Genomic DNA, 26,231 nt, shown 5'->3' on the forward strand with positions numbered 1-26,231 from the left:
CAAGATGGAGCTTGGTCACGCCCGATGGAGGAAGTCCACCTTCAGCGGGGGCGGTGAGTGCGTCGAGGTCGCGCGGTTCCCCGGCGTGATCGCCGTCCGTGACTCCAAGAATCCCGCCGGGGGTGTCCTCGCCTTCCCCGCCCTATCCGGCCAGCTGATCCTGCGTCACCCCGACACCCGTTCGTAGCGGCAAGTGCTTGTACCCGCGCAGGACGCGGGTTCCGCCGCGCGCCGGGGTGCCGTCCAACGCCAGGTTCGGGAACCTGTCGAACAAAGCGCGCAGGGCGATCACCGATTCCAGCCGGGCGAGTTGCGCGCCGAGGCAGTAGTGGATGCCCGCCGAGAAGGCCAAGTGGTCGCGCGCGTTCGTTCGGGTGATGTCGAAGCGGTGCGGCTCGTCGAACACCGCCGAGTCGCGGTTCGCGCCGCCGATCAGCACGATCAACGACTGGCCTGCGGGGACGTGCTCCGTCTCCGTGTTCGCCGTGCGCAAGGTCATCTGTACCGGGGTGTCGAACCGGAGGACTTCCTCGATCGCGTTGTCCCAGCCGGAAGGATCCGCCCGCAGCGCGGCCAACTGGTCCGGGTGGCGAAGCAGCAGGGCCACGGCGTTGCCGATCAGTTTCACCGTCGTCTCGAAGCCCGCGCCCAGGAGAAGCTGCGCGGTGGAGCGGAGTTCGAGTTCGGTGAGCTGGTCGAGTTGGACGAGCTTGCTGAGTACATCCGTGCCGGGCGACCGTCGCAGGTCGGCGATGTGGGCGGTCAGCCAGGCTCCGCTCTCGCGGATGGCACGATCGGCGACGCGGTATTCGCGCCAGGTCATCCCGGGATCGAGCGACGTGGCGGCCTTGTCGCCCCAGTCGAGGAACTGGGCGTGGTTCTCCACGGGGACGCCGATGATGTCGGCGATCACGGTGACGGGCAGCCGCGACGCGTAGGTGTCGATCAGGTCGAACGTGGTGGGGCCGTTGGCGATGTCGTCGAGCAGGGTGTCGGCGATCTCGCGGATGCGGTCGGCGTAGGCGGCGACGGCGCGCGGGGTGAACGCCTTGGAGACCAGGCCGCGCAGGCGGGTGTGGTCCGGCGGGTGGATCGCGAGCAGGGACGGCGGCTCGCCGGGGCCGATGGCGGCCGGGTCGACCGCCGCCGCGGCGATACGGGAGAGCCACGTGGTGGGGGCGGGGGTCGGGCCGCCGAGGAAACGCTCGTCGCGCAGCACGGCGTTGGCGACGGAGTGGCTGGCGGTGGCGTTGACCATCCGGTTCGCCACGACGGGACCCCGGGAGCGGAGCCTGTCGTAGGCGTCGAACGGGTCGGCCAACACCGTCGGGTCGGCGATGACCCGCGCCACGGGATCGCCGCGCCGCGCGGCGAAGTGGATGGCGGCGCCGGGGATCCCGTAGCGAATGCCCCAGACGAGGGCCGATCGGGCGTGGTTCACGCGTCGCTCCTTCGGAAGTCAGCCCGCGGCCGCGGGCAGCGGGCTGTGCGACGTCAGGTGGACGGCGCCTGTCGGGTCGTCGCCGATGGCGGCCAGGAGGCCGGGGTGTCGGGCGGCGAACGCTCGGAGTTCCTCGGTCGCCCGCCCAGCGCGGTCCAGCGGCCACTCGACCTGGGCTTGCACCATCACCACCCACCGCCGCCGCAGGGCCACCAGCAGGCCGTCGCGGTCGCCGAAGATCGGGGTGTACTCCGGGCGCCACGGCACGACGCCGCGGCTGTGTTCCAGGTCCGCGGCCACTGATCGAAGTGCCGCGTAGTAGCTGTTGGTCTCGCTCCAGGTCATGGCGCACCTCCCGCCACCAAAACTAGGCACTCGACCAGCCCCTCCGCGTCGGTCCGCGGGACCTCCCGCCGCCTCCGCCCGTGGGCGGAGACGCACCCCGTCCGCCGACGGATGGCACCTTTCCGATACCTACCTATCCTGGCTTCATGCTGGTGCTGCTGGAGCGGACCAAAGCCCGGATCGAGGAGGGCTGCGCACGGGCGGGCGTGCCGTATCCGTGGTGGATCCCGCTCTGCTCGACGGTGTCGGTCGCCCTCATCACCGTCGGCGCCCTGATCCAGCGGGACGCGCTGTTCCCGCCGACGCCGATGGCCGCCGCGGGTGTGCTCGCCATCAGCCCGCTGCTCGCGTGGTCGGTGGCGGGCAGGCTCGTCCCGCCGATCGTGGAGTCGCTGATCGCGGCGACGGCCATGGCGATCCTGCTGCTCAGACCCGCCGAGGCCGACTTCGCGCCGCTGCTGCTGCCGGTGCTGGCCGCCGAGGTCGCCGCCATGTTCCGACTGACCATCGCGATCGCGGCGGCCGTGCCCGGGGTGGCGGTGCTGGTGGTCGCCGGCATCTGGGGAGGGCTGGAGGCGGTGCCGCTCTACATCGTCATCGTCGCGCTCGGCCTCTACGTCGGGGTGAGCCTGCGCTGGCAGATGCGCGCGCTCGACGCCGAGCGGCTCAACCACGCCGCCGAGCAGGACCAAGCCGTCGCCGCCGAGCGTCAGCGCATCGCCCGCGAGGTGCACGACGTCGTCGGGCACTCGCTGAGCATCACCCTGCTGCACGTCACCGGCGCCCGCCACGCGCTCCAGCACGACTGTGACGTCGAGGAGGCCGTGGCGGCGCTGACCGAGGCCGAACAGGTCGGCAGGGCCGCCATGCGCGACATCCGCCAGTCCGTCGGCCTGCTCGGCGCCGACCGGTTCGGCACCGCGCCGCTCCCCGGCGCCGACCGGATCGCCGACCTTGTCGACAGCACCCGCGCCGCGGGCGTCGACGTCCGCTACCACCAGTCCGGTGATATCTCCACAATGGACACCACACGCGGCGCCGGGCTCTACCGGATCGCGCAGGAGTCCCTCGCCAACATCGCCAAACACGCGCCGTCCGCGTCGGCGTCGGTCTCCCTTTCCGCCAACGGCAAGGCCACCACGTTGACCGTGCGCAACACGCTGCCCGCCACCCCGAAGCCAGTCGGGCGCGGCGCGGGCCTCAGCGGGATGCGCGCCCGCGCCGACCAACTCGGCGCGGCGCTGCGCACCGGTCCGCTCGACGGGTGTTGGATCGTCGAGGTGTCCGTTCCCGAGCCCGCCCCGGCCTGCCCGCTGCGGCAGTTCCTCCCATGACCGACGATGTCCGCGTCCTGCTGGTCGACGACCAGGACCTCGTCCGCTCCGGCCTGCGCCGCATCCTGCGCCGCCGCGCGGGCTTCCTGATCGTCGCCGAGTGCGCGGACGGCGCCGGGGTGCCCGAAGCCCTCGCCGAGCATGACGTCGACGTGATCGTCATGGATCTGCGGATGAAACACGTCGACGGCATCGAGGCCACCCGCCGCCTGCGCGCGACCAGCGACCACCCACCGGTCCTGGCCCTGACCACCTTCGACGACGACGACCTTCTCTCCGGCGCCCTGCGCGCGGGCGCGGCCGGGTTCATCCTCAAGGACTCCCCGGCCGAGGACCTGATCCGCGCGGTCAGGACGGTCGCGATGGGGGAGAGCTGGCTCGACCCCACGGTGACGGCCCGCGTGCTCACGACGTACCGCAACGCGGTCGCCCCCAACACCTCCCGCGTCGAGGCGCTGACCTCGCGCGAACACGATGTCCTGCAGGCGATCGGCCGCGGCCTGACCAACGCCGAGATCGCCGCGGCGCTGTTCATCTCCGAGGTCACCGTGAAGAGCCATATCGGCCGGATCTTCGCCAAGCTCGGCCTGCGCGACCGTTCGGCGGCGATCGTCTACGCCTTCGACCACGGCATCGTCGCCCCGGACAATCCAGTTGCCTGATCGCGGTCCCGACTGGACAGTGACCGCATGGACATCCCTGAGCTGACCGACGGAGTCGTCACCCTGCGCGCCCTCGGGCCGGCCGATGTCGACGGGATTGTCGAGCAGTGCAACGACCCGGAGAGCATCCGCTGGACCACCGTGCCCGTGCCCTACGGCCCGGATGACGCGGTCGAGTGGGTCACCCGGATGGTCCCGCAGGGCTGGGCCGACCACGACGACTTGAACTTCGCGGTGATCCACCAAGGCCGGTTCGCCGGGTCAGTCGGCCTGCGGCCCGGCCCGGGGAAGGTCGCCGAGATCGCCTACGGGCTCGGCCCGTGGGCGCGCGGCCACGGCGTGGCGAGCCGAGCCGTTCGCCTGCTCCTCGACTGGGGATTCGGCGAACTGGGCCTCAGCGCCGTCTACTGGCGCGCCCACGTCGGCAACTGGGGTTCCCGCCGCGTCGCGGAGCGGGCCGGGTTCGTGATCGGGCCCGAGGTGCCGAACCTGCTGGAACAGCGCGGCGAGATCAGGGACGCCTGGACCGGGTGGCTCGCCGCGCCGCTACAGCGCTGAGATCGATGCGGGCGCCCGCTCGGCGCGGCTCAGTGCCCGCAGGACATTGACCGCACCGTGCCTGCGAATGGCCACTCTGGACAGAATGTCGACGACGGTCTCCACCGCGTCCGGGGCGAAACCGGGAGTGGGCAAGCCGACGCTGTGGGCCAGGTCGTCGGAGTGGATCACGATCTCCAGCAGGCGGCTGGCGAGGAAGTCGTCGAGGGTCAGCGACCACGGGCCCCAGTTGGCTCGGCGGACCGCGCGGTTGTCGACCGCCGTCAGGGTGTCGCGCAGAGTGGCCACGCCCGCCTTGGAAGCGGTGGCCAGAGCGGCGGGCCCGGCGTCTGCCGCGTCTGCGCCACTGGCGCGGATCAGGGTGCTCAACTCGTCGTTGATGTCCGAGCCGATCCAGGCGGCGCGGCCGAAGTAGTCGTGCAGGCCGATCACCGGCTCCGCGGGCACGGGCTCGGCCAGCAGCGTCGGAACGACGAAGATCTGCGTCGCGAGGTGGCCCGCCAGGCCATGGACGGTGAACTCCGCCAGTGCGGACGGCTCGGTCCAGCGCTCGGCGAGCTCCGGCGCGGCGAGCAGGTCGGCCGCCACCGCGGCCGCGTCGGTGTAGAGGTCTCTGATCACGTCCACCTCAACCGCGGCGGCGCGCGCGGGTATTCCGGCTCAGACCAGCCAGACTGACGTCTCCGGCGGCAGTTGGTTGCCCTCCATCGGCCCGCTCGCCAGCAGGATCTCGCCGGGCGGCAGCGGGACCGGCGCGGCCGAGGTGTTCAGCGCGCAGATCAGCCCGCCGCCCTTGCGGCGGAAGGCAAAGCAGCCGGGAGGCGCCCCGTACCACTCCAGGTCGTCGCCGCCGAAGGCCGCGGAGGTCTTGCGGATCTCCAGGGCGTGCCGGTACAGCGACAGCATCGAGTCCGGGTCCTCCAGCTGCGCCTCGACCGTCAGGGAGGCCCAGTGCGGCGGCATCGGCAGCCACGCCGCGCCCGCGCGGGAGAAGCCGAAGGACGGGATCTCGCCCTCCCACGGCAGCGGCACCCGGCAGCCGTCGCGGCCGCGTTCGGTGTGGCCGGAGCGTTCCCACACGGGGTCCTGCAGCGCCCAGTCCGGCAGGTCGACGTTGGGCAGGCCGAGTTCCTCGCCGTTGTAGATGTAGGTGACGCCCGGCAGCGCCAGCTCCACCAGGGCCATCGCCCGGGCGCGCCGGGTGCCGATGTCGCCGCCGCCGTAGCGGGTCACGTGGCGGACGACGTCGTGATTCGACAGCGTCCACGTCGGGGCCGCGCCGGTGGCCTTCACCGCGGTCAGCGAGCGGTCGATGGCCCGGCGGACGGAGTCGGCGTCGAAGTCGGCCTCGACCAGCTTGAAGTTGAAGCCCAGGTGCAGCTCGTCCGGCCGGACGTAGTACGAGAACCGGTCGTCGCGGTCCACCCAGATCTCGCCGACCGCCATGGTGCCGGGGTAGCCGTCGAGGACCTTGCGGATCAGCCGGTGGATGTCGTGCACGCCGTCGTTGTCGAAGCGCGGGTCGACGACCTCGTGGGACTGCGTGCCCGCCATGATCGCCATCGCGCCGGGGTCCATGTCCGGCAGGTCGGCGGGCTTGGCCATGCCGTGGGCGACGTCGATGCGGAAGCCGTCGACGCCGCGGTCGAGCCAGAAGCGCAGGGTCTGCACGAGGTCGGCCCGGACCTCGGAGTCGTCCCAGTTCAGGTCGGGCTGCTGCGGGGCGAACAGGTGCAGGTACCACTGGCCGTCGGGCACCCGCGTCCACGCGGGCCCGCCGAAGACGCTCGTCCAGTTGTTCGGCGGCACCGAGCCGTCCGGGCCCTTGCCGTCGCGGAAGTAGTACCTGGCGCGCTCGCGGCTGCCGGGCGCCGACCGCAGCGCCTGCTGGAACCAGAGGTGCTGGTCGCTGGTGTGGTTGGGCACCAGGTCGATGGTGACCTTGAGGCCGTGGCCGTGCGCGTCGGCGACGAGCGCGTCGAACGCGGCGAGGTCGCCGAAGAGCGGGTCGACGTCACGCGGGTCGGCCACGTCGTAGCCGTGGTCGGCCATGGGGGAGCGGAAGAACGGCGTGAGCCACAGGGCGTCGACGCCCAGCAGCTCCAGATAGCCCAGGCGTGAGCGGATGCCCTCCAGATCGCCGACCCCGTCGCCGTCGCTGTCGGCGAACGAGCGCACATAGATCTGGTAGAACACCGCGTCCTGCCACCACGGCAGCGCGTCCTCGCCCATGTCGTCCCCGGTTCGTCGCACGATCGTCAATCCTGCCATTCGCCGGTGTCGGACTCCCCCAAATCCGAGAAATGATCAATTCCTCACAAGATCAGACCCAGCTGTTGAGCATGCTGTTGGCCGCCATCTCCAAGTACTGCCAGAGCTGCTCGCGGTGCTGTGGGGCCAACCCTGCCTCATCCACCGCGATCCGCATGCACTTGAGCCAAGCGTCCCGCTCCAGCGGCCCGATCGTGAAGGGCTGGTGGCGCATCCGCAGCCGAGGGTGCCCGCGCTGCTCGGAGTACGTGTGCGGGCCGCCCCAGTACTGCATCAGGAACAGCCGCAGCCGCTCCTCCGCCGGGCCGAGGTCCTTCTCCGGGTAGAGCGGGAGCAGGACCTCGTCCTTGGCGACCTCGACGTAGAACCGGTGCACGATCGCGCGGAAGGTTTCCTCGCCGCCGACCGCGTCGTAGAAGTTCTCGGGGGTGCCCACGTCACCCATCCTCCCGCACGCCTCCTCAGGCGACGGGAGGGGGCAACAGTCGGTTCAGCGGCGCGGGCACGCCCGCCTCCTCGACCGCGGCCATCGTCCTGGCCCGCAGTGCCCGCTGGACGGCGTACTGCTTGCCGGGGCGGACCTTCACCGTCATCCGGATCGTGATGCTCTCCGGGGTGACCTTCTCCACACCGAGCACCTCGGGCGGCTCGATCACCGAGTCCTTGAACTGCTCCTCGGCCACGACCTCGCCCGCGACCCTGGTGAGGATCTCGGTGACCTGGTCGACGTCGGCGCCGTAGCCGACGGCCAGGTCGAGGGTGGCCACGGCGAAGCCCTGGCTGGAGTTGCCGACCCGCAGGATCTCGCCGTTGCGGACGTACCAGACGGTGCCGTTGATGTCGCGCAGCGTGGTGATCCGCAGGCCGACGGCCTCGATGGTGCCCTTGGCCTCACCGAGGTCGACGACGTCGCCGACGCCGTACTGGTCCTCCAGCATCATGAACATGCCGGACAGGAAGTCCTTGACCAGGTTCTGCGCGCCGAAGCCGAGCGCGACCCCGACGATGCCCGCCGAGGCGATGATCGGGGCGATGTTCACGCCCAACTCGCCCAGCGCGAGGACGAAGGCCAAGCCGTAGACGATGAAGCTGACGACGGACTTGAGCACCGAGCCGATCGTCTTGGCCCGCTGGGTCCGCCGGTCGGACAGCAGCGCGCCCAGCGCCTGCGGGGCCCGCTCACGCAGCGGGCGCAGCAGGGCGGGCATCTTGCCCTTGCCCGAGGTCAGCCGATCGATCACGCGGTGCGCCAGCATCCGGATCAGGACCGCGATCAGCAGGATCATGACGATCTTGACCGGCTTGGCGACCAGCCAGTTGGCCGAGGCGGCCAACCACTCGTTGCCGGTGATCTTCAGTACCTGCGTGCACCACGCGTCGGCGCATTTGGGGGGTTCGAGTGCGAAGGGGATCTGGTTCATCGGCGCCGACGATAGCCACGTCCGCGCGCGGCGTCGAAGGGGGTGTTCACCATCATTTCGCGCGGCGATGAGGGACACGTCACATAACACACGTGCGTTTCGGGGTCGATCTGTGGTCGACTTACGTCAGCACCGTGGAGGTGGTCGAGTGCCAGACCGACAACCGACCTCTCTCGGCGCGTCCTTCGGGCACGCGCCGAGGACGACGTTGTGCTCGAATCCGGGCGCCGCTCTGAGCCCTGCTCGCGCGCCCACGCCCCTGCCGGGGCCGCTTCCGTCCTGGGGTCGGCGTCGGGTCCTGCTGCTCAACACCACGTTCGAGCCGCTGACCGCGCTGCCGCTGCGCCGCGCCGTCGTGCTCGTGGTGTGTGGGAAGGCCGAGGTCGTCCACGGTGATCCCGCGGGCCTGGTGGTGCACTCGGCGACGTCGAGCGTGCTGGTGCCGTCGGTGATCCGGCTGAGCAACTACGTCCGCGTGCCCTACCGCGGCCGCGTGCCGCTCACCCGTGCCGGACTGATGCACCGCGACCGCTACCGCTGCGCGTACTGCGGGGGCCGGGCCGAGACGATCGACCACGTCATCCCGCGCAGCCGCGGCGGCCAGCACACGTGGCAGAACTGCGTCGCGTGCTGTGCGAAGTGCAACCACCGCAAGGCCGACAAGCTGCTCTCCGAGCTGAACTGGCGCTTACGGGTGGTGCCCAACGCGCCGCGTGGCCCGCACTGGCGGCTCCTTGCCGGGGTGACCGACGCGGATCCGCTCTGGCTGCCCTACCTCGGAGAGCCCGCCGCCTAGCTGGTGACGCGGGTGCCCATCGTGACCCGCGTGCCCCGGGTGACGCGCGTGCCCGCGGTGACCCTGGTGCCACGCGTGACGCGGGTGCCACGCTCCTGCAGCGTCACGCGGGTGCCCCGGGTGACGCGCGTGCCGCGGTCCTCGGCGGTCACGCGGGTACCGGGCTCGACCGCCGTGACGCGGGTGCCGCGGGTGACCCGGGTACCCCTAGTGACCCTTGTGCCGCAGGTCACGCGGGTGCCGGGCTCGACGGCGGTGACGCGGGTACCCCGAGTGACGCGGGTACCCCTGGTCACTCGAGTGCCCGCGGTGACCCGAGTTCCCCTGGTGACGCGCGTTCCCTGGCTCAGCACCAGTACAGACTCATCCATTAGGGTGACAACAACGGCGGTGACGTCGGAAGAAGTCGTGTACATGGAGTGTCCTCCTGGGGGCGGTCGCACTACAGAACGATGGTCGATCGACTGCGCAAGAGCCGTACAGGTGAAAGCTATGACCCTGCTGCGTAACCGACAAGACGTCAACCCGCTGTATGCGGTCACATTTCCCCAGTTGGGGCCATTCGCCCCTTACCGATAGGCTCAACGAGCTACGCGCCCGGACGTCACTCGGGTGAAAGGCGTTACCAGGAGAGCACCAACCGCTCACGCGCAGCGATCTTGAACCCGCGTCCATCCTGATGGGACCCGGTGCGCCGCCGTCGGTTACCGTATCGCTTGTGACGCTCGTCGAGACCATTCTCGTCTTCGCGGTGATCCCCGCGGCTCTCTACGCCGTGATCGCCCTGTTGACGCTGCGCGAAAGATTCGCCAAGACGCCGCGGTACCGCCCCGGTCAGGACTGGGAGCACCCGGCGGTCTGGTGGACGGCAAACCCGGCGGGTCTGGACGCGGGCCACGCAGTGGTCACCGCCCCCGCCGCCGACACCGCGCCTCGGCGCACGGCCAAGGGAGGTGCCCGTGGGAGCTGGTAGCACCGTCCACCACGAGGTGGGCGAACTCGCGGAGGACGTCGAACACGGCTACGGCGCCGTGGTGACCAACAGCGGCCGGATCTCGGTCGCCAGGGCCAAGGAAGAGGAAGGCCCCGGCCTGCCCTTCACCCCGGTCCAGTTGACCCGCCTCGACGAGGCCCTGACCCTGTCGGCCCGCGCCACGGGCCTGGGCTTCAGCGTCTACCTGGGCGAGTTGGGCGCCGACCCGCGCGCGCGTGCCGAGGAACTGCACACCTCGATCGGCCACGGCTCCAGCGAGTCCGTCCTGATCGCGGTCTCCCCGGGCGAACGCCGCGTCGAGATCGTCACCGGCGAGGAAGCCTCCCGCCGCGTGGCCGACCGCGGCTGCAACCTGGCGGTCATGAGCATGGTGGCGTCCTTCAAGGAGGGCGACCTGATCGGCGGCCTGGTGAGCGCCCTGCGCATGCTGAGCGACCAGGCGGGCTTCGCCCACACCAAGCGCTAGAGGTTGACTTTGAAGGCCCGGACCCCGGTGGGGGTCCGGGCCTTCGTCATGCCCGGGGCAGTTTCGCCCACACGAGACCGGCGACGGCCTTGGCCGCGGCGCAGGACTGCTCGCGGTCGGGAAGGCTGACCACCACCTCGACCAACTCCCAGGTGTCAGAACTCGCCGGGGTGAGTCGCGTGTACCCGGTAGTGGCAGAACACCCCCAGAAGTCCTTGATGTCGTCGGTCACGATCCACTCGGTTCCGTCGATGACCACCTTGTCCGCCTTGACTTGAGGGGACGGCGCCAGTTCGCCGCTGCGGAACAGCACAGCGAGTTCGACGGACACCGTGCACATGTGTCCTCCCGGGGACAGCGTCGGGGTTCCACCCTGCCCAGGCACCGCGGCCAACACGTCGGCGGTGAGCACCGAGCATGCGTCGATTTCGCGCAATGACCGCGCGGGTTGGGCCGCCCGAGCGACCGGGTCGCCTTTGGCGATCCTCGCCGCGATTGCGCGGGCCGTGGCGTTGGCGACGTCGCACGGGGCCTCACGGTCCGAGGCGAGGACCTGGAACGTCTCGCCGCTGTCCAGACGGAGGTAGACACCGCACTCGGTGCTTTCTGAGCGGTAGAGGCCCGCGGTCGCCTTTCCGGGCATCTCGGTCGGCTTGAACCGGGCGAACTCGGCTTCCGAGAACATGAGCAGATCCCCGAACTCGACCTTGCCGCCACCGAGTTGGTAGGCGCAGGAGTCCAGCCTGCTCGCCGGAACCTCGCTCGGGACGCCGAACTCGCTCAGGTCGGCGGCGGTGACAAGGTCGCACGCGTCGAAGGTCGCGAGGTCGCCAAGTGCTTGGACAGTAACCGGCCGGTCCACCTTCTGGCCGCTCCCGGACGTGTCCGGGGCTGTGGCCGTGCAGCCAGACAGCAGCAGGGCCAAGCCGACGATCGTGGTCTTGCGCATCTGTTCCCCCAGAACAAGACCGGGGAGCCGCCGCAGTGGCTCCCCGGTGGTGAATCAGCTCAGCTGCCGTCGAACTCGCGGGCCGCCAGGGCGCGCACGATGCCCGCGCGGCCCTCCGAAACCAGTCGACGCAGGGCGGGCGGGTGCTCACCCTCCAGCCACTTGTCCGAAGCCTCCACGGTCGACTGCGCGACCGCCCAAGCCGGGTACAGCCCCAGCGCCACCGACTGCGCCCGCTCACTCGACCGGCGAGCCCACACGTCCGCCACGTCCGCGAAATACCGGTCGGCGTACGCGGCCAGCAGGTCGCGCTGGGTCGGGTGGGAGAAGCCGCTGATGATGGCCTCGTTGATCGCGTTCGGGAGTTCGTCGTCGTGGACCGCGCGGCGCCAGGCCTCGGACTTGGCCTCGTCGGTGGGGCGCAGGGCGTGGGCGCGTTCGGCCTGGCGCCTGCCGGTGGCGGTCGAGTCGGACTGGAGTTCCGCGTCGATCTCCGCGTCGCCGAGGACGCCGTGGGCGACGAGGGCGTGCAGGAGGCGCCAGCGCAGGTCGGTGTCGACCACGAGGCCCTCCAGCGGGGCCGAGCCGTCGAACCAGCCGCGCAGGGTGGCCAGCTTGTCCTCCGACAGCACCGAACCGGCCAGCGAGTTGACGAACGCCAGCTGGTGGTCCGAACCCGGCTCGGCCGACGTGGCCAGCGCGAGGATGCGGTCGGTGAACTCCTGCCAGCCCTGCGGCACCCACGCCGTGTCGGCGTACGAGCCGATCGCGGTCTGGGCCTGCAGCAGCAGCCGCTGCACGACGCCGACCTCGCTCTCGGCGGCGAGGCCGTGGCAGACCAGGGTGACGAAGTCGCGGGCCTTCAACTCGGCCTCGCGGGTCATCTCCCAGGCCGCCGACCAGCACAGGGTGCGCGGCAGCGGCTCGGTGATGTCGCCGATGCGGTCGATCAGCGTGGTCAGCGACCCCGCGTCGAGGCGCATCGTGCAGTAGGTCAGGTCGTCGTCGTTGACGAGCACGAGCTTGCCGCGCGGCACCCCGACCAACTCGTCGACGACCGTCTTCTCGCCCTCGACGTCGACCTCGACGCGGTGGGTGCGCACGAGCTTGCCGTCCTGGTCGTCATAGACGCCGATCGCGACGCGGTGCGTGCGCAGTTCGCCCTTGCCGGGCTTCGCGCCGCCCTGCAGCACCGCGAACTCGGTGAACTTGCCGTCCGCGTCGACCTCGAAGCGCGGCCGCAGCGAGTTCAGGCCCGTGGTCTCCAGCCACTGCGCGCTCCACCACGACAGGTCGCGGCCCGACGCCTCCTCCAGCGCGCCGAGCAGGTCGGCCAGGGTGGCGTTGCCCCACGCGTGCTTGCCGAAGTACACCCGCAGCCCGGACAGGAAGTTGTCCAGGCCGACGTAGGCCACCAGCTGCTTGAGGACGCTGGCGCCCTTGGCGTAGGTGATGCCGTCGAAGTTGACCTCGACGGCCTGCACGTCCGGGATGTCGGCGGCGACCGGGTGGGTCGACGGGAGCTGGTCCTGCCGGTAGGCCCACGACTTCTCGATGTTGGCGAAGCTGGTCCACGCGTGCTTGTACTCGGTGGCCTCGGCCTGCGCGAGCACCGACGCCCAGGTGGCGAAGGACTCGTTGAGCCACAGGTCGTCCCACCAGCGCATGGTGACGAGGTCGCCGAACCACATGTGCGCCATCTCGTGCAGCACCGTCTCGCAGCGGCGCTCGTAGGAGTAGCGGGTGACCCTGCTGCGGAAGACGTAGTCCTCCAGGAAGGTCACACAGCCCGCGTTCTCCATCGCGCCCGCGTTGAACTCCGGCACGAAAGCCTGGTCGTACTTGCCGAACGGGTACGGCACGCCGAAGTGGCGGTGGAAGAAGTCGAAACCCTGCTTGGTCTCGGTGAACAGCCGGTCGGCGTCCATGTGCTCGGCCAGCGAGGCACGGCAGTAGATGCCCAGCGGGATCGTCGAGCTGTCGTCGCTGTACTCGTCGCGCCACTCCGCGTACGGACCGGCGACGAGCGCGACCAGGTAGGTCGACATGCGCTCGGTGGTGGCGAAGACGTGCCGGGTGGCGCCGTTGGCGCCGCCCTCGATCTCCTCGACGGTGTCGGTCGCGGCGTTGGAGATGACCTTCCAGCCCTTCGGCGCGGTCACCGTGAGCTGGTAGACGGCCTTGAGGTCGGGCTGGTCGAAGCAGGCGAACATCTTCTTGGCGTCGGCGGTCTCGAACTGGGTGTAGAGGTACACGCCCTTGTCGACCGGGTCGACGAAGCGGTGCAGACCTTCGCCGGTGTTGGTGTAGTCACAGGTGGCGACGACGGTCAGCTCGTTGGTGGCGGCGAGGTCAGGGAGCGTGAGGCCCTCGTCCTCGGTGAACCCGGACACATCCAGGGCGACGCCGTTCAGCTCGGCGGACTCGATCCGGCCCACCAGGTCGATGAACGTGAGAGCGCCGCTCTCCTGGGTGGTGAACCGGACCGTGGTGCGGGAGGAGAAGGTCGACTCGCCTGGCTGGCCGATGCCATCGGTGAGGTCGAGCTCGATGGCGTACGACTCCACCTCCAGCAGCGCCGCGCGCTGTTGGGCTTGGTCTCGGGTCAGGTTGGGCGCGGCCACGGAACACCTCGGTGGGCTCGTTGGTGGGAACTTCTGGACGTCTCTCTTGCAGCCCGGCTTCGGAACTGACAATCGCATCCAATCACGTGACGGGCCCCGGAGGTGTCGTTGAGTCCACGGGAAGGTTTCGGGACGGGACGGAGTTGGGGTGGTCGGGGGCATCGGCCTCCGCCGAACAGGTGACGACACCCCGCGACGACCGAGCTGGAGAACCAATCCATGACCGCGACCAAGGTCGACTTCTACTTCGACCCGGCCTGCCCGTTCGCCTGGATCACCTCGCGGTGGATTCTCGAAGTCGAGAAGCACCGTGAGCTGGACCTCAACTTCCGTGTGATGAGCCTGTCCGTCCTGAACGAAGGGCGGGACCTGCCAGAGAAGTATCGCGAACTGATGGAGAAGACCTGGGGTCCGGTGCGGGTGGCGATCGCCGCCGCGCAGGCCCACGGGGACGACGTGCTGCGCGACCTCTACACCGCGTTGGGCACCCGGATCCACAACGAGGGCAACTCCGACTACGACGTGGTGATCAAGGAGGCGCTGGCCGAGGTCGGTCTGCCCGCCGAGCTCGCCGAGGCCGCCACCAGCACCGAGTACGACGAGGCGCTGAAAGTCAGCCACCACAAGGGCATGGACCCGGTCGGCTCGGACGTGGGCACGCCCACCATCCACATCGACGGCGTCGCGTTCTTCGGCCCGGTGCTGACGTCCATCCCGCGCGGCGAGGACGCGGTGAAGGTGTTCGACGGCGCCCGGCTGCTGGCGGGCTACCCGGACTTCTTCGAGCTCAAGCGCACCCGCACCGGCGACCTGAACTTCGAATGACGGAGCTACCCGCGGGTATGACACGCTGGGCGGTGCCCTGAGTGTCATACCCGCGTTCTGGAGGAGCCATGGCCGCACCCGTCACCACCCGCACCGGCCACGTCATCGGCGGCGAGCTGATCGACGGCGCGGGCCAGCGGATCGACGTGGTCAACCCGGCCACGGAAGAAGTCATCGCCTCCGTCCCGGCGGGCACGGCCGCCGACGTCGACGCCGCTGTCGGCGCCGCGACCGCCGCGCTGGCCGCGTGGTCGGCCACCAGCCCCGCCGAGCGGGCCGCCGCGGTCCGGCGCGTGTCCGAGGGCATCGCCGCCCGCCGCGACGAACTGGCCGCCACGATCACCGCCGAGATGGGCTCGCCCATCACCTTCGCCACCAAGGTCCAGGCGTCGCTGCCCGCGGCGACGTCGAGGGCCATCGCCGACCTGATCGACGGCGGCTACGCCTTCGCCGAAGAGGTCGGGAACTCGCTGGTCCTGCGCGAGCCGGTCGGCGTCGTCGGCGCGATCACGCCGTGGAACTACCCGCTGCACCAGATCGTGGCCAAGGTCGCGCCCGCGCTGGCGGCGGGCAACACGGTGGTGCTGAAGCCGAGCGAGGTCGCCCCGCTCAACGCGAACCTGTTCTTGGAGATCCTCGCCGAGGCGGGCATCCCGGACGGCGTGGTCAACCTGGTGCACGGCACCGGTCCTGTTGTGGGCGCGGCGATCTCCGCGCACCCGGGGGTCGACATGGTGTCGTTCACGGGGTCGACGGCGGCGGGCAAGCTGGTGTCGATCGCGGCGGCCGAGACGGTGAAGAAGGTCGCGCTGGAGCTGGGCGGCAAGTCCGCCAACGTGATCCTGGACGACGCGGACCTGGCCAAGGCGGTCAAGATCGGTGTCGCCAACACCTACATCAACGGCGGCCAGACGTGCACCGCGTGGACGCGCATGCTGGTCCCGGCCGCGCTGCACGACCAGGCCGTGGAACTCGCCGTCGCCGCGGCGGCGAAGTACGGCGTCGGTGACCCGACCGACGAGTCGACGCGGATCGGGCCCATGTCTTCGCTGGCCCAGCGTGACCGGGTGCTGGAGTACATCGGGGTCGGCGAGGCCGAGGGCGCTTCGCTGGCGTACCGCGCTTCCGATCTGCCCGAGCGCGGCGCGTTCGTGCCGCCGACGGTGTTCGCGAACGTGCGGGCGGACATGCGGATCGCGCAGGAGGAGATCTTCGGCCCGGTGCTGTCGATCCTGCCGTACGCCGACGAGGACGAGGCCGTGTCGATCGCCAACGCCACGATCTACGGCTTGGCGGGCGCGGTGTTCTCCGGCGACCAGGACCGCGCGCTGGCCGTCGCGAAGCGGCTGCGGACCGGGCAGGTCGACGTGAACGGCGGCGCGTTCAACGCTGTCGCGCCGTTCGGCGGTTACAAGCAGTCGGGCAACGGCCGGGAACTCGGCCGGTTCGGCATCGACGAGTTCACCGAGGTCAAGTCAATCCAGCGCTAGCCAATCGCGCTGAGCTCGCACGAAGTCCACGTCAACCGGCTCACCGTGGCCGGGGACGATGATCGTCGGGTCGAGCGCGAGGATTCTGTCGAGCAGGGCGGGCCAAAGCCCGCGGTGGCTGTCCGGGCCGACCGAGGGCGGCGCGCCCTGCTCGACGGTGTCGCCCGCGAAGACGACGCCGGCGTCGGGAACGTGGACGATCACGTCGTTGTCGGTGTGGCCGGGGCCCGGGTGGATCAGGTCCACGGTCCGGCCGCCCAGATCGAGCGTTGTGCGGTCGCCGGTGTGGTGGTCGGGGATCACGACGCGGGCGAGTTCGAGGCGGTCAGCCAGTTCGGGTTTGTCGGCCGCGCGGTACTTGGCCGTCCATGACTGGACTTGCGCGTCGGTGTCCGCCGCGATCACTTCCGCGCAGCGGGCGTGCGCCCAGACCGGAGCGGGCAGGAACGCCTGGGTGCCGAGGCAATGGTCCCAGTGCGAGTGGGTGATCACGACGTCCCACGGCAGCGGGGTCAGGTCGCGGACCGCCGCCGCCCACTCGGCGCCGTGGACCTCGTCGGTCCCGGTGTCGATCACCAGGCAGCGCTCGGTGCCGATGACCAGGCCGAGAGTCTGGTCCAGCTCGGCGTAGCGGCGCGCGTAGACGCCGTCGGCCAGTTCGATCCACCTCATGGCTCGATCTTGTCAGCGATCGACGATGACCACCTCGAACTGCGTGGCGGTTGGCGGGATACCGGTGTCGAACTTCGCGTTCACCACGGCGAGGTCGTTGCCGTGGAGCGCGCCGGTCGTCGGGATCTGGAAGTTCGGGTCGGTGATCGTCTTCGTGAGGGTGCCGCTGCTCAGGTCCGCGCTCAGGCGCCAGCGGGTGACCAAGTTGTCGAAGTTCTGCACGACCCACAGGTCGCGGCCACTCAACACGATGCCGTCCGCGTTCGGCGTGTTCACCCCGGCCACGACCGCGCTCGCGCCGGTCGTCGGGTCCACCGTGTAGATGGCCTGGTTGGCCGAGTGCGCGACCAGCAGCGTCTTGCCGTTGGCGGTGGCCTCGATGCCGTTGAGGTTGAAGTCGCCGGTGAGCTGGCCCGCCGGGCCGGTCACGGTGAGGGTCTGGGCGGGGCCGGGGACGCCGGTCGCGCTCACCGGGACGAAGTACAGGTTGGGCTGGAACGAGTCGGTGAACCACGCGCCGCCGCGCACGACCACGACGTCGTTGATCATGCCGCCGAGCTGGTAGGTGGCCACGTCCGCGCCGGTGGTGGCGTCGTAGATGTGGGCCTGGCCGGTGAAGCCACCCGCGACGAACAGCAGGTCGGTGCGGTCGTCGTACTTGAGGCCGATCGCCATCCGGCCCGCGGGCGCGTCGATGAAGAGCTCGGCCGTGCCGCGTTGGAGGTTCCCGCGGTAGATGTCGCCCGCGAACAGGTCGCCCGCGTAGAACGTGGCACCGCGTCCGGTGGCGATGCCCTCCGCCGAGGTCGCGCCCGGCAGGACGATCACCGCCGGGGCCGCGACAGCGGGAACCACCGCCGTCAGCATGATCGCAGCCGCCAACGGCAGAGCACGCCGGAGAACCTTCATGACCGCCTCCTCGTCGTCCGCACCCATCATGAGCCGGTCCCGCGACGAATTCGACGGGTCATCCGGCCCGAATCAGCGCCGCGTCGAGCGCCGAGGTGACGGCGTTCAGCTGCTCCCTGGCACCCATCGTGGACGCGCCGCGCTGGATCGACAGCAGGGCGACCGCGTACCGGCCGCGCAGGACGCCCGCGCTGTGCAGGTAGAGCGAACTGGGCATGTAGGTCATCCAGCCCTGCTTGCCGTAGGCGTCGAAGGGACCGTTGAGCCCGAAGCGCTGGTTGAACCCGTCAGCCGCGGTGTCCGGGGCCGCGGCCAGCGCGGCGGTGATGAAATCGCGGGCGGGGGATGCCTGGATGTGGGCGAGCAGCCGCACGAAGTCGTCGGCGGTCACCGTGGTCTCACCCCACTCGGCCGGGTCGTCCGGCGGCGATGTGCCGGTCAGCCCCGCCGCCTTGGCCACCCGCTCGACCGCCCGACCGCCGCCGTGCAGGCTCCACAGGTCGTTCATCGCCCCGTCGTCGCTGGTCGACAGCGCCCGCCACACCCGGTCGCGGTCCCTGGCCGACGCCTCGCGTGACAGCACGTCGACAGCGATGATCAGCTTGCTCATCGACGCGGAGTAGAACGGCCGGTCGCCGCCGTCGCTGGCCATCAGGCCGGTCGTCAGGTCCAACACGGCCAGCCCCAGCGTCGTCCGCGCCGTCACCTCCCCGATACCCGCCGCCACCGCCGAGGGCAGGTCGACCCCGCGCGTCGGCGTCCCCGTCGGCGGGGGCTGGACCGCGGCGACGCGCGGGGCGTCGGCGACCGCGGTGGGTGGCTGGGCGGGCATCGCCGTGGTGACCCCGAACGCCACCGTCAGCAGCGCCACGGCCAAGCCGGGTCTGGTGCGCACGACCTATTCGTACACCCCGCTGACCAGCGTGGGCACCGTCGAACTCGCCCCGTGGTCGGCCGCCAACTCGACGTCACCGGGGTGGCCCGCCGCCCGCAGTTCGCGGCCGGACGAGGACTCCCACAGGAAGCCCCGGAGGTCGTCGGCGAAGGCGAGGAAGGCCGCCTCGGCCAGCCGGGCCTCCGGTGACAGCGCGCCGCCGATGGCGTGGGCGATGGCGCCCGCGCCCAACTGGTCCTCGACGCACGGACGCAGCGCCCCCACGTGGCCCCAGCGCTCGCTCGCCGCGACCACGCCCACCGGGCCGAGGCCGCGCACCGCGGCCGCCACGGCGGGCGCGTTGCGCAGGCAGCCCGCGAACACCGGCACGCCGGTCTCGGCGGCCGCGGCGCTCAGCGTGGCGCCGTTGGGGGAGGGCAGCCCCAGGAAGGTGCCCGCGGGCAGGTCGACCAGCGACGACGGCCGCAGCGTCCACGGGCCGCCGTCCTCCGGCAGCACCGCGCCCGCCGCACGCGCGTCGGCCACGGCGCCCGCGTCGCGGTAGCGCATGGGCAGCACCCGGCCGCCACGTGACACCGCGATGTCGACCGACGTGGTGAACGACAGCACGTCCACGATCACCAGCGCCTTGCACGAGCCCGCCAGCGCGGCCACGCCGTCGAGGCCCCATTCCACGCGGACGTCGAAACCGGACTGCTCGAATGAGGGATCCATCACCCGTTCACCCTCCCATCGGCTGCCAACCGAATATCCGGATGGCACACTTCCGCCCGTGCGTGTCTACCTGGGATCAGACCATGCGGGCTTCGAGCTGAAGGCCCACCTCATCGACCACCTCACCGCCGCGGGCCACGACGTCACCGACGTCGGCCCGCACGAGTACGACGCTCTGGACGACTACCCGCCGTTCTGCATCGAGACCGCGCGCCGCGTGGTGGCCGACGAGGGCAGCCTGGGCATCGTCCTCGGCGGGTCCGGCAACGGCGAGCAGATCGCGGCCAACAAGGTCAAGGGCTGCCGGGCCGCGCTGGCCTGGAGCGTCGAGATCGCCAAGCTGTGCCGCGAGCACAACAACGCCCAGGTCATCGGCCTCGGCGCGCGGCAGCACACCACCGAGGAGGCGACCGCGATCGTCGATGCCTTCCTCGCCACCCCGTTCTCCACCGACGAGCGCCACGCCCGCCGCATCGGCCTGCTCGACGACTACGAGCGGACCGGCGAGCCGCCCGTCCTGCCGTAGATGCCTGAGGGCCACACGCTGCACCGGCTCGCCCGGTCGCACCAGAAGCGGTTCGGCGGCGCGCCCGTCGAGGTGTCCAGCCCGCAGGGCCGCTTCGCCGCCGGGGCCTCCCTTGTGGACGGACAGGTGCTTCGCCGTGCCGAGGCGCACGGCAAGCACCTGTTCCACGTCTACGGTCCGGAAACGATCGTGCACGTCCACTTGGGCCTCTACGGCACCTTCGACGAGTCGCCGCTGCCCGCGCCCGCCCCGGTGGGCCAGGTCCGCATGCGCCTGGTCGGCCAGACCCACTACGCCGACCTGCGCGGCCCGACCGCGTGCGAGGTGCTGACCCGCGTCGAGGTCAAGGCCCTGCGCGACCGGCTCGGCCCCGACCCGCTGCGCCGCGACGCCGACCCGGACCGGGCGTGGGACCGCGTGTCCAAGTCCAGGACGCCGCTCGCGGTGTCCCTGATGGACCAGGCGGTGATCGCCGGGGTCGGCAACGTCTACCGCGCGGAACTCCTTTTCCGCCACGGCGTCCACCCGCTCACCCCGGGCAAGCTGCTGGACCGGACACTGTGGACGGACATGTGGACGGACCTGGTCGACCTGATGCGCGTCGGCGTGCGCCGCGGCCGGATCGACACCGTGCGCGACGAACACCTCCCGAAGGCGATGGCCCGCGCGCCCCGCGTCGACCGGCACGGCGGCGAGGTCTACGTCTACCGCCGCGCCGGGATGCCGTGCCTGGTGTGCGGCACCGAGGTCGCGGGCCAGGTCCTCGCGGCCCGCAACCTCTTCTGGTGCCCTACCTGCCAGCCCGCCTAGAAGTCGAACCCGCCGCCGATGTCGCCGCCGCCCCAGTCGCCGCCGCCCATGTCGCCGCCGTAGTCGCCGCCCATGTCTCCGCTCGCGTCGCCACCGGCGTCGCCCTGGTCGCCGCCGTCCATGCCGCCCATGGCGTCCTCCTGCCCGGCGTCGTAGCCGGACTCCCAGGCCGCGGCGCTGGCGATACCGGCCATGCCGGAGAACATCATGCTGAACAGCAGCACTGATCCGACGCCCCACGCGCCCGCGACCAGCGCGGGCTTCCACCACGGCTCGCTGTACCAGCCCTGCGGCACCGGCCTGCCCGCGACGCGGCCACCCGGGTAGTAGTGCGGCGTGCGCTGCCCAGGCACGGGGGATGCCTCGTAGTCGTGCCCCTCGACGTTGACCCTGCGGTCCTCGGAGACCTGGCCCGCGCGCTGCTGGTCCGGGTCGACCGGCAGCTCCGGGCCCGGGTCGATGCCCATGGCCGTGCGCGCCGCCCGGACGTAGTACAGGCCCTCCAGCGCCGTCTTCGTCACCAGCCTGCACTGCTCGACGGTCGCGGCCTGCTCCATCTGCGACCCGGCCGCGGTGAAGCGCTCGGACGCGTCGGCGATGGCCTGCTGGGAGGCGGTGTCGGTGCCGGTCAGGTTCATCACCTGCCCCCCGAGCCGCTCGACCCACCGGCGCGCGTCGGCCTTGGCGTCGTCGAGGGCCCGCTGGCGCGACGCGGCGCCCCGGCGCGCGGTGAACACCGCGAACGCGCCCAGGGCCAGGATCAAAACGATGACGAAGACTGTCGTACCGCTCATAGCGATCCTCCCACTGAACGCCTCATATGGGGTCAACGCCGGACGGTACCGCCGTGGTTCCCGCGACGCCGGTCAGAAGACCTCGACGCAGACCGGTTCGCGCTGGCCGACGAACGCCGCCGACAGCCGCGACACCGCGCCGGGCGTGTGCTCGCGGACCCGCCCGGCCGCGGCGAGCGAGGCCAGCCTCGGCCCGCCGAGGAAAGCCGCAGCCAGCTCGGTGGTGCTCGTCGACAGGTCGGCGTCGGCCGTGGTGCGCTCGACGGTGGCCTTGCCCTCCTTGGCGGCGAACCGCCACCGCCCCGCGTTCCACGGGCAGAACTCGTCGGCGACGTCGATGACGACGTCCACGTCGGCGGCGTAGTGGCGGGCCATGAGCGCGCGGTCGAGGTCGACCAGGCGGACGAACATGCCGTCGTACCGCTTGCGCAGGGCCGCCCTCGGGGTCTGCAGCATGAGCGTCAGCGTCTCGTCGGGGCCGCCGTCCCACTCGACGACGCCGACGAGGTCGACGTCGAGCACGTACCGCAGCAGCGCCGCGTAGGCACGGGGCGTGGTCGCGACGAACTCCCGCACGGTCAGCCGCCCGTTCGGCGCCCGGTCGGTCCAGTCGCCCTTGACCCGGAACGCGACATAGCCGTCCGGGTGCACCGCGAACCGCAGCGCGGACGCCCCCGCGCGCCTGCGCTCGGTGTCGAGGTAGTGGTAGTTCCAGTGCGGGTCGGTCCGGCCCAGCGCGCCGGCCGTCGCCGCGGCGTAGCGGTCGTAGATCGGCCGCAGCAGCGGCCACGCCTCCTCGCGGGAGACCTCACGGACCCGCTCGGCGCCCAGGTCGATGCCCGGCCGGAACGGGGTCTTGGCGGTGATCTCGTGGTGAACGTAGTCGGTGGCCAGGCCGTAGCCGAACCGGCCGTAGATCGCGGCCTCGCTGGCCCACAGCGCCGCGATCGGCTCGCCGCCGGACTCGTGCAGCCCGTGCAGCTGGGTGCGCATGATCCGGGTCAGCACGCCACGGCGACGGTGATCGGGCCGCACCCCGACCGACGTCACCGCGGCGACGGGGACCGCGGCCCCACCGGGCACGGTCACCGTTCGGGTGAGGATCTGCCCCACCCCGGCGAACTGCCCGTCGGCGACCACGGCGTGGCTGCGTTCCGGCTCGAAGACGGTCTTCTCGGCTTGCATGACGTTCTCCAACGGACTGTCGGAGAGGAACGCCATGTGCAGCACGACCGAGAACGCCTCGAGGTCGTCGGCGGTGAGCTGGCGGATCGTGTAGTCGTCGGTGGCCACCTGTCGGTGTCTACGCCCCACCGGCGCGTCCCGCCACCGGATTTCAGGCGAAGACCGGCTCCCGGCACTCCAGCCCGTGTTCGATCCGTTCGCGTACGTCGGTCGGCACGTTCAGCTCGTCGAGCCGCTCCGGCTCGACCCACAGGGCCTCCACGCCAGGGCAGCCCGCGAGCTTGCCGCCCACCGGCCTGCCGCGGAAGCACACCGCGAACGCGTCGCCGGGCTCGGTGAAGATCCCGACGAGCCCGGTGATCTCGACGGCGACCCCAGTGGCCTCCGCGGCCACCCGGCCCGCCGCGACGGAGACGGTCTCGCCGGAACACGGTGGCCCGGCGGGCAGCAGATAGGTGTCCGACTCCGGCTGCCGAACCATCAGCAGCAACCCCGCGTCGTCGACGACGACCGTGCTCGTCGCGACCGCGGTGCGGTAGTAGGGGTGAATTGGGTGATCGAGGAGATAGTCGGATTGCGACATGGGTACTGCTTAGCGAGTCGGAATCCCGCACACCATGACCAACCGGGCGATCACACCCAAGAGTGGACGAAAACACCCGAGTGGCTGTGTCGCACACCACGCAGGTTCGCGATTCTCTCGGGAACCGGACAGTTGGTGAGAAAACTACCGCTGGATAAGGAAGCGGCGACAAGATCCAATGGATCTTGCCGCCGCCGGAAAACGAGCGGGCGACGGGAATCGAACCCGCGTAGCTAGTTTGGAAGACTAGGGCTCTACCATTGAGCTACGCCCGCGTGTGCGCCGGGCGTTGACCCCCGGGCACGAAAACAGCCTAGCGGGTCACGCTACGCTGATCGCGCACGACCCCGGGATGTGGCGCAGCTTGGTAGCGCATCCGCTTTGGGAGCGGAGGGTCGCAGGTTCAAATCCTGTCATCCCGACAAGGCCCCGTCGCCGCTGGTGACGGGGCCTTCGCTGTCTCCGAAGGCGTGTCGCACCGCCGCTAGACCCTCCGCTTCGGTGCAGCCGATCGCCTTGGCCCGCGCGACGAACTCGGCCGCGGCTCGCGCGAGCGTCGGTCCTGGATCGGTGTCGGCGCGGGGGACCGCGGCGACGACGGTTCCGTTGCGCCGTGCGGTATGCAGGGCGCCCGCGGTCTCCAGTTCGCGGTACACGCGGGCGACCGTGCCCGCCGACAGGCCGAGATCCCGCGCGAGTTGGCGGATGCTCGGTAATCGGCTGCCGATGGGCAGTTCGCCGTCGCGGATCAGTTGGACCAGCTGATCGCGGACCTGCCGCCACGGCGCCACCCCGCTGTCCGGGTCGACGAGAACGCGAGGGCTCACGCCGCGGCCTGGACGTAGGGCAGGCGGCGGGGCGGGTTGGCCGCCCAGATCCAGCCCGCGGCGGCGACGAACAGCACCACGACGCCGGTGAAGTCGGTCGCGGCCGTGTGCGCGAGCCACTCGGGTGGTCGCGGGAATCCGGGCGGCACCAGGAAGTGGCGCAGGAAGGTGATCCGGTTGTTGGCGACCATGACCATCGCCGCCATCCAGGCGATGCCGACACCGACCGCGACCCGAGCCGTGCGCGTCCGCAGCGCCGCGTCGACCCGGGCGTCGCCGATGGCCCCGCGCCGGACGGCGAGCCGCACCAACCCGAACACCGCCGCCAGCCCGACCGCCACACCTACCAGCGTGAACCAGGGCGTCGGTCTGGCGAGGTCGGCCAGGGAGTTGCCGGAGAAGCTCCACGTGCTGTCCGCCGACCGCCACATGCCGTCGGACGGGATCAGTGCCGAGACCTTGTCCGCCCACGGCTGGGCGGTCAGACCGGCCACGGCTAAGCCCACGGCCACGGCGGCGAGCGCCAGCAGGGTGGCCACCGCCCACCTCGGCACCAGGTCCCGCCAGTGGCGACGGACCAGCGTGGCGGTTCGCGGCCCGCGCGCTGGGCGCAGGGCCGCGACCGCCTCGGCCACCAGTAGCCCCGCGACCAGCGGGGCCAGGAAGGTGAGCGGATTCGACTCACCGGAGGCGGGCGCGAGCAGGACCGGCGCGAGCAGGAACAGCGGCGGATAGAGCAGCCGCCGGTCCCGCAGGTAGGCCACCGCGTACGCGGCCTGCTGCTCGTCCGGCTCCGGCACGCCCCATCTGCGGAGGAACCGCTGTCCACTCGACACTGTCGGCCACAGCACGAGCAGTATCGCCAGCCCCGCCGCCGCGTAGGCCAGTGCCGTCACGAGCCAGTCCATGCCGCCCCCAACTTTGTATCAGACTCCTGATACAAAGTTTGCCACGGCCGTCAAGTGGAACCGGTTACTTGGCCGTGGTGTAGACCTGGTTGATCACGCCGGTGGTGAAGGTCTCCGACGTGGTCAGGGTCAGCTCGACCTTGCTGTCGAGCGAGTCGAACCAGCGGGCGCCCGCGCCGAGGACGACGGGGTGGACGAACAGCTGGAGTTGGTCCAGCAGGCCCGCGGTCAGCAGCGAGCGCACCAGGGTGAGGCTGCCGGTGATCGAGATGTCCTTCCCCTCGGCGTCCTTGAGGGCCTTCAGTTCGGCCAGGACATCCCCGGTGATGATCTCGGTGTTGTTCCACGTGGCCTCGGTGAGGGTGTTGGTGACCACGTACTTCTTCTGGTCGTTCATGAAGCCCGCGAACTCGTCGTCGCTGTTCGGCCAGTAGCCCGCGAACTCCTCGTACTGCTTGCGGCCCAGCAGCATGCAGTCGGCGTTCGCCATGGCCGCGCCGATGGCGTTGCCCATCTCGTCGTTGAAGTACGGGAAGTGCCACGTGTCGGGCGCCTCGGCGACGCCGTCGAGCGAGACGAACAGGCTGGAAATGATCTTGCGCATCGGAAGTGCCCCTCAGTTCGATCGACGCGGCTCGCTCGCCTGCGCCGGTTGGTTCGATGTGTGAATAGTACGACGCCTAACTATCTCGGGTCAAATAGTATGGGGGGATGACCGAGCGGGACGAGGTTGACGACGTGATCGACCAGTGGCGGCGCGAGCGACCCGACCTCGACCTGTGGCCGGTGGCGGTCCTCGGCCGGGTGACGCGCCTCGCGGCGATCCTGCACCGGTCGTTCGACGAGGTGTTCGCCCGGCACGGGCTGCGGCACGGCGAGTTCGACGTCCTCGCCACGATCCGCAGGACCGGACCGCCCTACACGGTGACGCCGTCGGTGCTGTCGCGGCAGCTGATGCTGTCGCGGGCCGGGATGACCAACCGCCTCGACCGGCTGGAGCGCGCGGGCCTGGTCGAGCGCAGGCTCGACCCGGACGACCGGCGCAGCTTCCTCGTCAGCCTCACCGAACAGGGCGTGACCACCGTCGACGCGGCGATGGGCGACCACGCCGCGAACGAGGCCGCGCTGCTCTCCGGCCTGCCCGAAACCCAGCAGCGGCAGCTCGACGACGTGATACGGGTGCTGCTGCGGTCGCTGCGGAGTGACGACCTCTGAGCGGTTGGGCCAATGCG

General features: G+C 70.8%; 31 protein-coding genes and 2 tRNA genes. 13 read left to right on the forward strand and 20 right to left on the reverse strand.

Going from position 1 to position 26,231, the window contains the following annotated elements; translation table 11 throughout:
* Window positions 1-4: 4 nt before the first annotated feature.
* Window positions 5-187, forward strand: a complete 183-nt coding sequence (locus tag ACSHT8_RS31190; RefSeq protein ID WP_436495065.1) for a DUF397 domain-containing protein — start codon at window positions 5-7, stop codon at window positions 185-187.
* On the opposite strand, the gene ACSHT8_RS31195 is transcribed toward ACSHT8_RS31190, so the two are convergent.
* Window positions 143-1,441 carry a cytochrome P450 gene (locus tag ACSHT8_RS31195; protein WP_436495067.1) on the reverse strand — a complete coding sequence of 433 codons (1,299 nt, stop codon included), beginning with the start codon at window positions 1,439-1,441 and terminating at the stop codon, window positions 143-145. The genes ACSHT8_RS31190 and ACSHT8_RS31195 overlap by 45 nt on opposite strands.
* An 18-nt stretch (window positions 1,442-1,459) precedes the next feature.
* A complete protein-coding gene (locus ACSHT8_RS31200; protein WP_436495069.1) occupies window positions 1,460-1,786 on the reverse strand; it encodes a hypothetical protein in 327 nt (108 codons plus the stop codon).
* 146 nt (window positions 1,787-1,932) lie between these two features.
* On the opposite strand from ACSHT8_RS31200, the gene ACSHT8_RS31205 reads away from it, so the two are divergent.
* From ACSHT8_RS31205 to ACSHT8_RS31215, 3 genes are read left to right on the forward strand one after another with little or no spacing between them, the layout of a single operon-like run.
* Window positions 1,933-3,120 (forward strand): histidine kinase, encoded by a 1,188-nt coding sequence (locus ACSHT8_RS31205; protein ID WP_436495071.1) that lies wholly within the window; start codon window positions 1,933-1,935, stop codon window positions 3,118-3,120.
* Window positions 3,117-3,782 (forward strand): response regulator, encoded by a 666-nt coding sequence (locus ACSHT8_RS31210; protein ID WP_436495073.1) that lies wholly within the window; start codon window positions 3,117-3,119, stop codon window positions 3,780-3,782. The genes ACSHT8_RS31205 and ACSHT8_RS31210 overlap by 4 nt, the downstream gene beginning before the upstream one ends.
* Window positions 3,783-3,809: 27 nt before the next feature.
* Window positions 3,810-4,340, forward strand: a complete 531-nt coding sequence (locus tag ACSHT8_RS31215; protein WP_436495074.1) for a GNAT family N-acetyltransferase — start codon at window positions 3,810-3,812, stop codon at window positions 4,338-4,340.
* Here ACSHT8_RS31215 and ACSHT8_RS31220 read toward each other — a convergent pair.
* The 4 genes from ACSHT8_RS31220 to ACSHT8_RS31235 all read right to left on the reverse strand — a co-directional run bounded on the left by ACSHT8_RS31220 (window position 4,329) and on the right by ACSHT8_RS31235 (window position 8,032).
* Entirely contained in the window at window positions 4,329-4,961 is a 633-nt protein-coding gene (locus ACSHT8_RS31220; RefSeq protein WP_436495075.1) for a maleylpyruvate isomerase N-terminal domain-containing protein, read from the reverse strand. The genes ACSHT8_RS31215 and ACSHT8_RS31220 overlap by 12 nt on opposite strands.
* A 39-nt stretch (window positions 4,962-5,000) precedes the next feature.
* The gene (locus ACSHT8_RS31225) at window positions 5,001-6,572 is read right to left on the reverse strand and encodes a glycoside hydrolase family 13 protein (protein WP_436502230.1); all 1,572 of its coding nucleotides are present in this window, start codon (window positions 6,570-6,572) and stop codon (window positions 5,001-5,003) included.
* 91 nt (window positions 6,573-6,663) lie between these two features.
* Window positions 6,664-7,056, reverse strand: coding sequence for a globin (locus tag ACSHT8_RS31230; RefSeq protein ID WP_436495077.1), 393 nt, complete (start codon window positions 7,054-7,056; stop codon window positions 6,664-6,666).
* 16 nt (window positions 7,057-7,072) lie between these two features.
* A complete protein-coding gene (locus ACSHT8_RS31235) occupies window positions 7,073-8,032 on the reverse strand; it encodes a mechanosensitive ion channel family protein (RefSeq protein WP_436495079.1) in 960 nt (319 codons plus the stop codon).
* 148 nt (window positions 8,033-8,180) lie between these two features.
* Between ACSHT8_RS31235 and ACSHT8_RS31240 the strand changes: the two genes are divergently transcribed.
* Window positions 8,181-8,828, forward strand: coding sequence for an HNH endonuclease (locus ACSHT8_RS31240; RefSeq protein ID WP_436495081.1), 648 nt, complete (start codon window positions 8,181-8,183; stop codon window positions 8,826-8,828).
* Here ACSHT8_RS31240 and ACSHT8_RS31245 read toward each other — a convergent pair.
* Window positions 8,825-9,199: a hypothetical protein gene (locus tag ACSHT8_RS31245; RefSeq protein WP_436495083.1), complete on the reverse strand. Its 375-nt coding sequence runs from the start codon at window positions 9,197-9,199 to the stop codon at window positions 8,825-8,827. The genes ACSHT8_RS31240 and ACSHT8_RS31245 overlap by 4 nt on opposite strands.
* A 347-nt stretch (window positions 9,200-9,546) precedes the next feature.
* On the opposite strand from ACSHT8_RS31245, the gene ctaJ reads away from it, so the two are divergent.
* Both ctaJ and ACSHT8_RS31255 read left to right on the forward strand, forming a co-directional pair.
* Entirely contained in the window at window positions 9,547-9,801 is a 255-nt protein-coding gene (gene ctaJ / locus ACSHT8_RS31250) for an aa3-type cytochrome oxidase subunit CtaJ (RefSeq protein ID WP_436495085.1), read from the forward strand.
* Complete coding sequence (locus ACSHT8_RS31255) at window positions 9,788-10,288, forward strand: DUF5130 family protein (protein ID WP_436495087.1); 501 nt, start codon at window positions 9,788-9,790, stop codon at window positions 10,286-10,288. The genes ctaJ and ACSHT8_RS31255 overlap by 14 nt, the downstream gene beginning before the upstream one ends.
* Before the next feature lie 46 nt (window positions 10,289-10,334).
* On the opposite strand, the gene ACSHT8_RS31260 is transcribed toward ACSHT8_RS31255, so the two are convergent.
* Together ACSHT8_RS31260 and pepN are read right to left on the reverse strand one after the other, a co-directional pair.
* Window positions 10,335-11,237, reverse strand: coding sequence for a DUF3558 family protein (locus ACSHT8_RS31260; RefSeq protein WP_436495088.1), 903 nt, complete (start codon window positions 11,235-11,237; stop codon window positions 10,335-10,337).
* 59 nt (window positions 11,238-11,296) lie between these two features.
* Complete coding sequence (gene pepN, locus ACSHT8_RS31265; protein WP_436495089.1) at window positions 11,297-13,861, reverse strand: aminopeptidase N; 2,565 nt, start codon at window positions 13,859-13,861, stop codon at window positions 11,297-11,299.
* Window positions 13,862-14,080: 219 nt separating this feature from the next.
* On the opposite strand from pepN, the gene ACSHT8_RS31270 reads away from it, so the two are divergent.
* Together ACSHT8_RS31270 and ACSHT8_RS31275 are read left to right on the forward strand one after the other, a co-directional pair.
* Entirely contained in the window at window positions 14,081-14,686 is a 606-nt protein-coding gene (locus tag ACSHT8_RS31270) for a mycothiol-dependent nitroreductase Rv2466c family protein (RefSeq protein WP_436495091.1), read from the forward strand.
* A gap of 68 nt (window positions 14,687-14,754) precedes the next feature.
* Entirely contained in the window at window positions 14,755-16,176 is a 1,422-nt protein-coding gene (locus tag ACSHT8_RS31275) for an aldehyde dehydrogenase family protein (protein WP_436495093.1), read from the forward strand.
* Here the strand turns inward: ACSHT8_RS31275 and ACSHT8_RS31280 are convergent.
* Genes ACSHT8_RS31280 through ACSHT8_RS31295 form a run of 4 tightly spaced genes read right to left on the reverse strand, consistent with a single transcriptional unit; the run spans window position 16,162 to window position 19,366 of the window.
* Window positions 16,162-16,848 (reverse strand): MBL fold metallo-hydrolase, encoded by a 687-nt coding sequence (locus ACSHT8_RS31280; RefSeq protein WP_436495095.1) that lies wholly within the window; start codon window positions 16,846-16,848, stop codon window positions 16,162-16,164. The genes ACSHT8_RS31275 and ACSHT8_RS31280 overlap by 15 nt on opposite strands.
* A gap of 12 nt (window positions 16,849-16,860) precedes the next feature.
* The gene (locus ACSHT8_RS31285) at window positions 16,861-17,757 is read right to left on the reverse strand and encodes an SMP-30/gluconolactonase/LRE family protein (RefSeq protein WP_436495097.1); all 897 of its coding nucleotides are present in this window, start codon (window positions 17,755-17,757) and stop codon (window positions 16,861-16,863) included.
* 58 nt (window positions 17,758-17,815) lie between these two features.
* Window positions 17,816-18,652 carry a hypothetical protein gene (locus tag ACSHT8_RS31290; protein ID WP_436495099.1) on the reverse strand — a complete coding sequence of 279 codons (837 nt, stop codon included), beginning with the start codon at window positions 18,650-18,652 and terminating at the stop codon, window positions 17,816-17,818.
* Between the two features lie 3 nt (window positions 18,653-18,655).
* Window positions 18,656-19,366: a 2-phosphosulfolactate phosphatase gene (locus ACSHT8_RS31295; RefSeq protein WP_436495101.1), complete on the reverse strand. Its 711-nt coding sequence runs from the start codon at window positions 19,364-19,366 to the stop codon at window positions 18,656-18,658.
* Window positions 19,367-19,424: 58 nt separating this feature from the next.
* Here ACSHT8_RS31295 and ACSHT8_RS31300 point away from each other — a divergent pair, with 58 nt between their 5' ends.
* Window positions 19,425-19,892 (forward strand): ribose-5-phosphate isomerase, encoded by a 468-nt coding sequence (locus ACSHT8_RS31300; RefSeq protein ID WP_436495103.1) that lies wholly within the window; start codon window positions 19,425-19,427, stop codon window positions 19,890-19,892.
* Window positions 19,893-20,702: an Fpg/Nei family DNA glycosylase gene (locus tag ACSHT8_RS31305; protein ID WP_436495105.1), complete on the forward strand. Its 810-nt coding sequence runs from the start codon at window positions 19,893-19,895 to the stop codon at window positions 20,700-20,702. It abuts the gene before it with no gap.
* Here the strand turns inward: ACSHT8_RS31305 and ACSHT8_RS31310 are convergent.
* From ACSHT8_RS31310 to ACSHT8_RS31325, 4 genes are all read right to left on the reverse strand, one after another.
* Window positions 20,699-21,496, reverse strand: a complete 798-nt coding sequence (locus ACSHT8_RS31310; protein WP_436495107.1) for a hypothetical protein — start codon at window positions 21,494-21,496, stop codon at window positions 20,699-20,701. The two genes, ACSHT8_RS31305 and ACSHT8_RS31310, sit on opposite strands and share 4 nt — an antisense overlap.
* A 72-nt stretch (window positions 21,497-21,568) precedes the next feature.
* The gene (locus tag ACSHT8_RS31315) at window positions 21,569-22,789 is read right to left on the reverse strand and encodes a GNAT family N-acetyltransferase (protein WP_436495108.1); all 1,221 of its coding nucleotides are present in this window, start codon (window positions 22,787-22,789) and stop codon (window positions 21,569-21,571) included.
* A 43-nt stretch (window positions 22,790-22,832) separates the two neighbouring features.
* Entirely contained in the window at window positions 22,833-23,264 is a 432-nt protein-coding gene (locus tag ACSHT8_RS31320; RefSeq protein WP_436495110.1) for an NUDIX hydrolase, read from the reverse strand.
* A gap of 204 nt (window positions 23,265-23,468) precedes the next feature.
* Window positions 23,469-23,539 (reverse strand) — tRNA-Gly (locus tag ACSHT8_RS31325).
* 73 nt (window positions 23,540-23,612) lie between these two features.
* On the opposite strand from ACSHT8_RS31325, the gene ACSHT8_RS31330 reads away from it, so the two are divergent.
* Window positions 23,613-23,686: transfer RNA gene (locus ACSHT8_RS31330), tRNA-Pro, on the forward strand.
* Here the strand turns inward: ACSHT8_RS31330 and ACSHT8_RS31335 are convergent.
* The 3 genes from ACSHT8_RS31335 to ACSHT8_RS31345 all read right to left on the reverse strand — a co-directional run bounded on the left by ACSHT8_RS31335 (window position 23,678) and on the right by ACSHT8_RS31345 (window position 25,603).
* Entirely contained in the window at window positions 23,678-24,091 is a 414-nt protein-coding gene (locus ACSHT8_RS31335) for a GntR family transcriptional regulator (RefSeq protein ID WP_436495112.1), read from the reverse strand. The genes ACSHT8_RS31330 and ACSHT8_RS31335 overlap by 9 nt on opposite strands.
* Entirely contained in the window at window positions 24,088-24,999 is a 912-nt protein-coding gene (locus tag ACSHT8_RS31340) for a hypothetical protein (RefSeq protein WP_436495114.1), read from the reverse strand. Before ACSHT8_RS31340 ends, ACSHT8_RS31335 begins: the two co-directional genes overlap by 4 nt.
* 64 nt (window positions 25,000-25,063) lie before the next feature.
* Complete coding sequence (locus ACSHT8_RS31345; protein WP_436495116.1) at window positions 25,064-25,603, reverse strand: dihydrofolate reductase family protein; 540 nt, start codon at window positions 25,601-25,603, stop codon at window positions 25,064-25,066.
* 107 nt (window positions 25,604-25,710) lie between these two features.
* Here ACSHT8_RS31345 and ACSHT8_RS31350 point away from each other — a divergent pair, with 107 nt between their 5' ends.
* Window positions 25,711-26,214: a MarR family winged helix-turn-helix transcriptional regulator gene (locus tag ACSHT8_RS31350; RefSeq protein ID WP_436495118.1), complete on the forward strand. Its 504-nt coding sequence runs from the start codon at window positions 25,711-25,713 to the stop codon at window positions 26,212-26,214.
* Window positions 26,215-26,231 lie beyond the last annotated feature (17 nt).

Origin of the sequence: Actinokineospora sp. HUAS TT18 (assembly GCF_051364635.1) — a bacterium.
Taxonomy (GTDB): Bacteria; Actinomycetota; Actinomycetes; order Mycobacteriales; family Pseudonocardiaceae; genus Actinokineospora.

Excerpts from the sequence above, each read along its gene's own strand:
- ACSHT8_RS31190 (WP_436495065.1), top strand. The coding sequence starts at position 5 with ATGGAGCTTGGTCACGCCCGATGGAGGAAGTCCACCTTCAGCGGGGGC.
- ACSHT8_RS31200 (WP_436495069.1), bottom strand. The coding sequence starts at position 1,786 with ATGACCTGGAGCGAGACCAACAGCTACTACGCGGCACTTCGATCAGTG.
- ACSHT8_RS31205 (WP_436495071.1), top strand. The coding sequence starts at position 1,933 with ATGCTGGTGCTGCTGGAGCGGACCAAAGCCCGGATCGAGGAGGGCTGC.
- ACSHT8_RS31210 (WP_436495073.1), top strand. The coding sequence starts at position 3,117 with ATGACCGACGATGTCCGCGTCCTGCTGGTCGACGACCAGGACCTCGTC.
- ACSHT8_RS31215 (WP_436495074.1), top strand. The coding sequence starts at position 3,810 with ATGGACATCCCTGAGCTGACCGACGGAGTCGTCACCCTGCGCGCCCTC.
- ACSHT8_RS31225 (WP_436502230.1), bottom strand. The coding sequence starts at position 6,572 with ATGGGCGAGGACGCGCTGCCGTGGTGGCAGGACGCGGTGTTCTACCAG.
- ACSHT8_RS31230 (WP_436495077.1), bottom strand. The coding sequence starts at position 7,056 with ATGGGTGACGTGGGCACCCCCGAGAACTTCTACGACGCGGTCGGCGGC.
- ACSHT8_RS31235 (WP_436495079.1), bottom strand. The coding sequence starts at position 8,032 with ATGAACCAGATCCCCTTCGCACTCGAACCCCCCAAATGCGCCGACGCG.
- ACSHT8_RS31245 (WP_436495083.1), bottom strand. The coding sequence starts at position 9,199 with ATGGATGAGTCTGTACTGGTGCTGAGCCAGGGAACGCGCGTCACCAGG.
- ACSHT8_RS31260 (WP_436495088.1), bottom strand. The coding sequence starts at position 11,237 with ATGCGCAAGACCACGATCGTCGGCTTGGCCCTGCTGCTGTCTGGCTGC.
- ACSHT8_RS31270 (WP_436495091.1), top strand. The coding sequence starts at position 14,081 with ATGACCGCGACCAAGGTCGACTTCTACTTCGACCCGGCCTGCCCGTTC.
- ACSHT8_RS31275 (WP_436495093.1), top strand. The coding sequence starts at position 14,755 with ATGGCCGCACCCGTCACCACCCGCACCGGCCACGTCATCGGCGGCGAG.
- ACSHT8_RS31280 (WP_436495095.1), bottom strand. The coding sequence starts at position 16,848 with ATGAGGTGGATCGAACTGGCCGACGGCGTCTACGCGCGCCGCTACGCC.
- ACSHT8_RS31285 (WP_436495097.1), bottom strand. The coding sequence starts at position 17,757 with ATGAAGGTTCTCCGGCGTGCTCTGCCGTTGGCGGCTGCGATCATGCTG.
- ACSHT8_RS31295 (WP_436495101.1), bottom strand. The coding sequence starts at position 19,366 with ATGGATCCCTCATTCGAGCAGTCCGGTTTCGACGTCCGCGTGGAATGG.
- ACSHT8_RS31305 (WP_436495105.1), top strand. The coding sequence starts at position 19,893 with ATGCCTGAGGGCCACACGCTGCACCGGCTCGCCCGGTCGCACCAGAAG.
- ACSHT8_RS31310 (WP_436495107.1), bottom strand. The coding sequence starts at position 21,496 with ATGAGCGGTACGACAGTCTTCGTCATCGTTTTGATCCTGGCCCTGGGC.
- ACSHT8_RS31320 (WP_436495110.1), bottom strand. The coding sequence starts at position 23,264 with ATGTCGCAATCCGACTATCTCCTCGATCACCCAATTCACCCCTACTAC.
- ACSHT8_RS31340 (WP_436495114.1), bottom strand. The coding sequence starts at position 24,999 with ATGGACTGGCTCGTGACGGCACTGGCCTACGCGGCGGCGGGGCTGGCG.
- ACSHT8_RS31345 (WP_436495116.1), bottom strand. The coding sequence starts at position 25,603 with ATGCGCAAGATCATTTCCAGCCTGTTCGTCTCGCTCGACGGCGTCGCC.
- ACSHT8_RS31350 (WP_436495118.1), top strand. The coding sequence starts at position 25,711 with ATGACCGAGCGGGACGAGGTTGACGACGTGATCGACCAGTGGCGGCGC.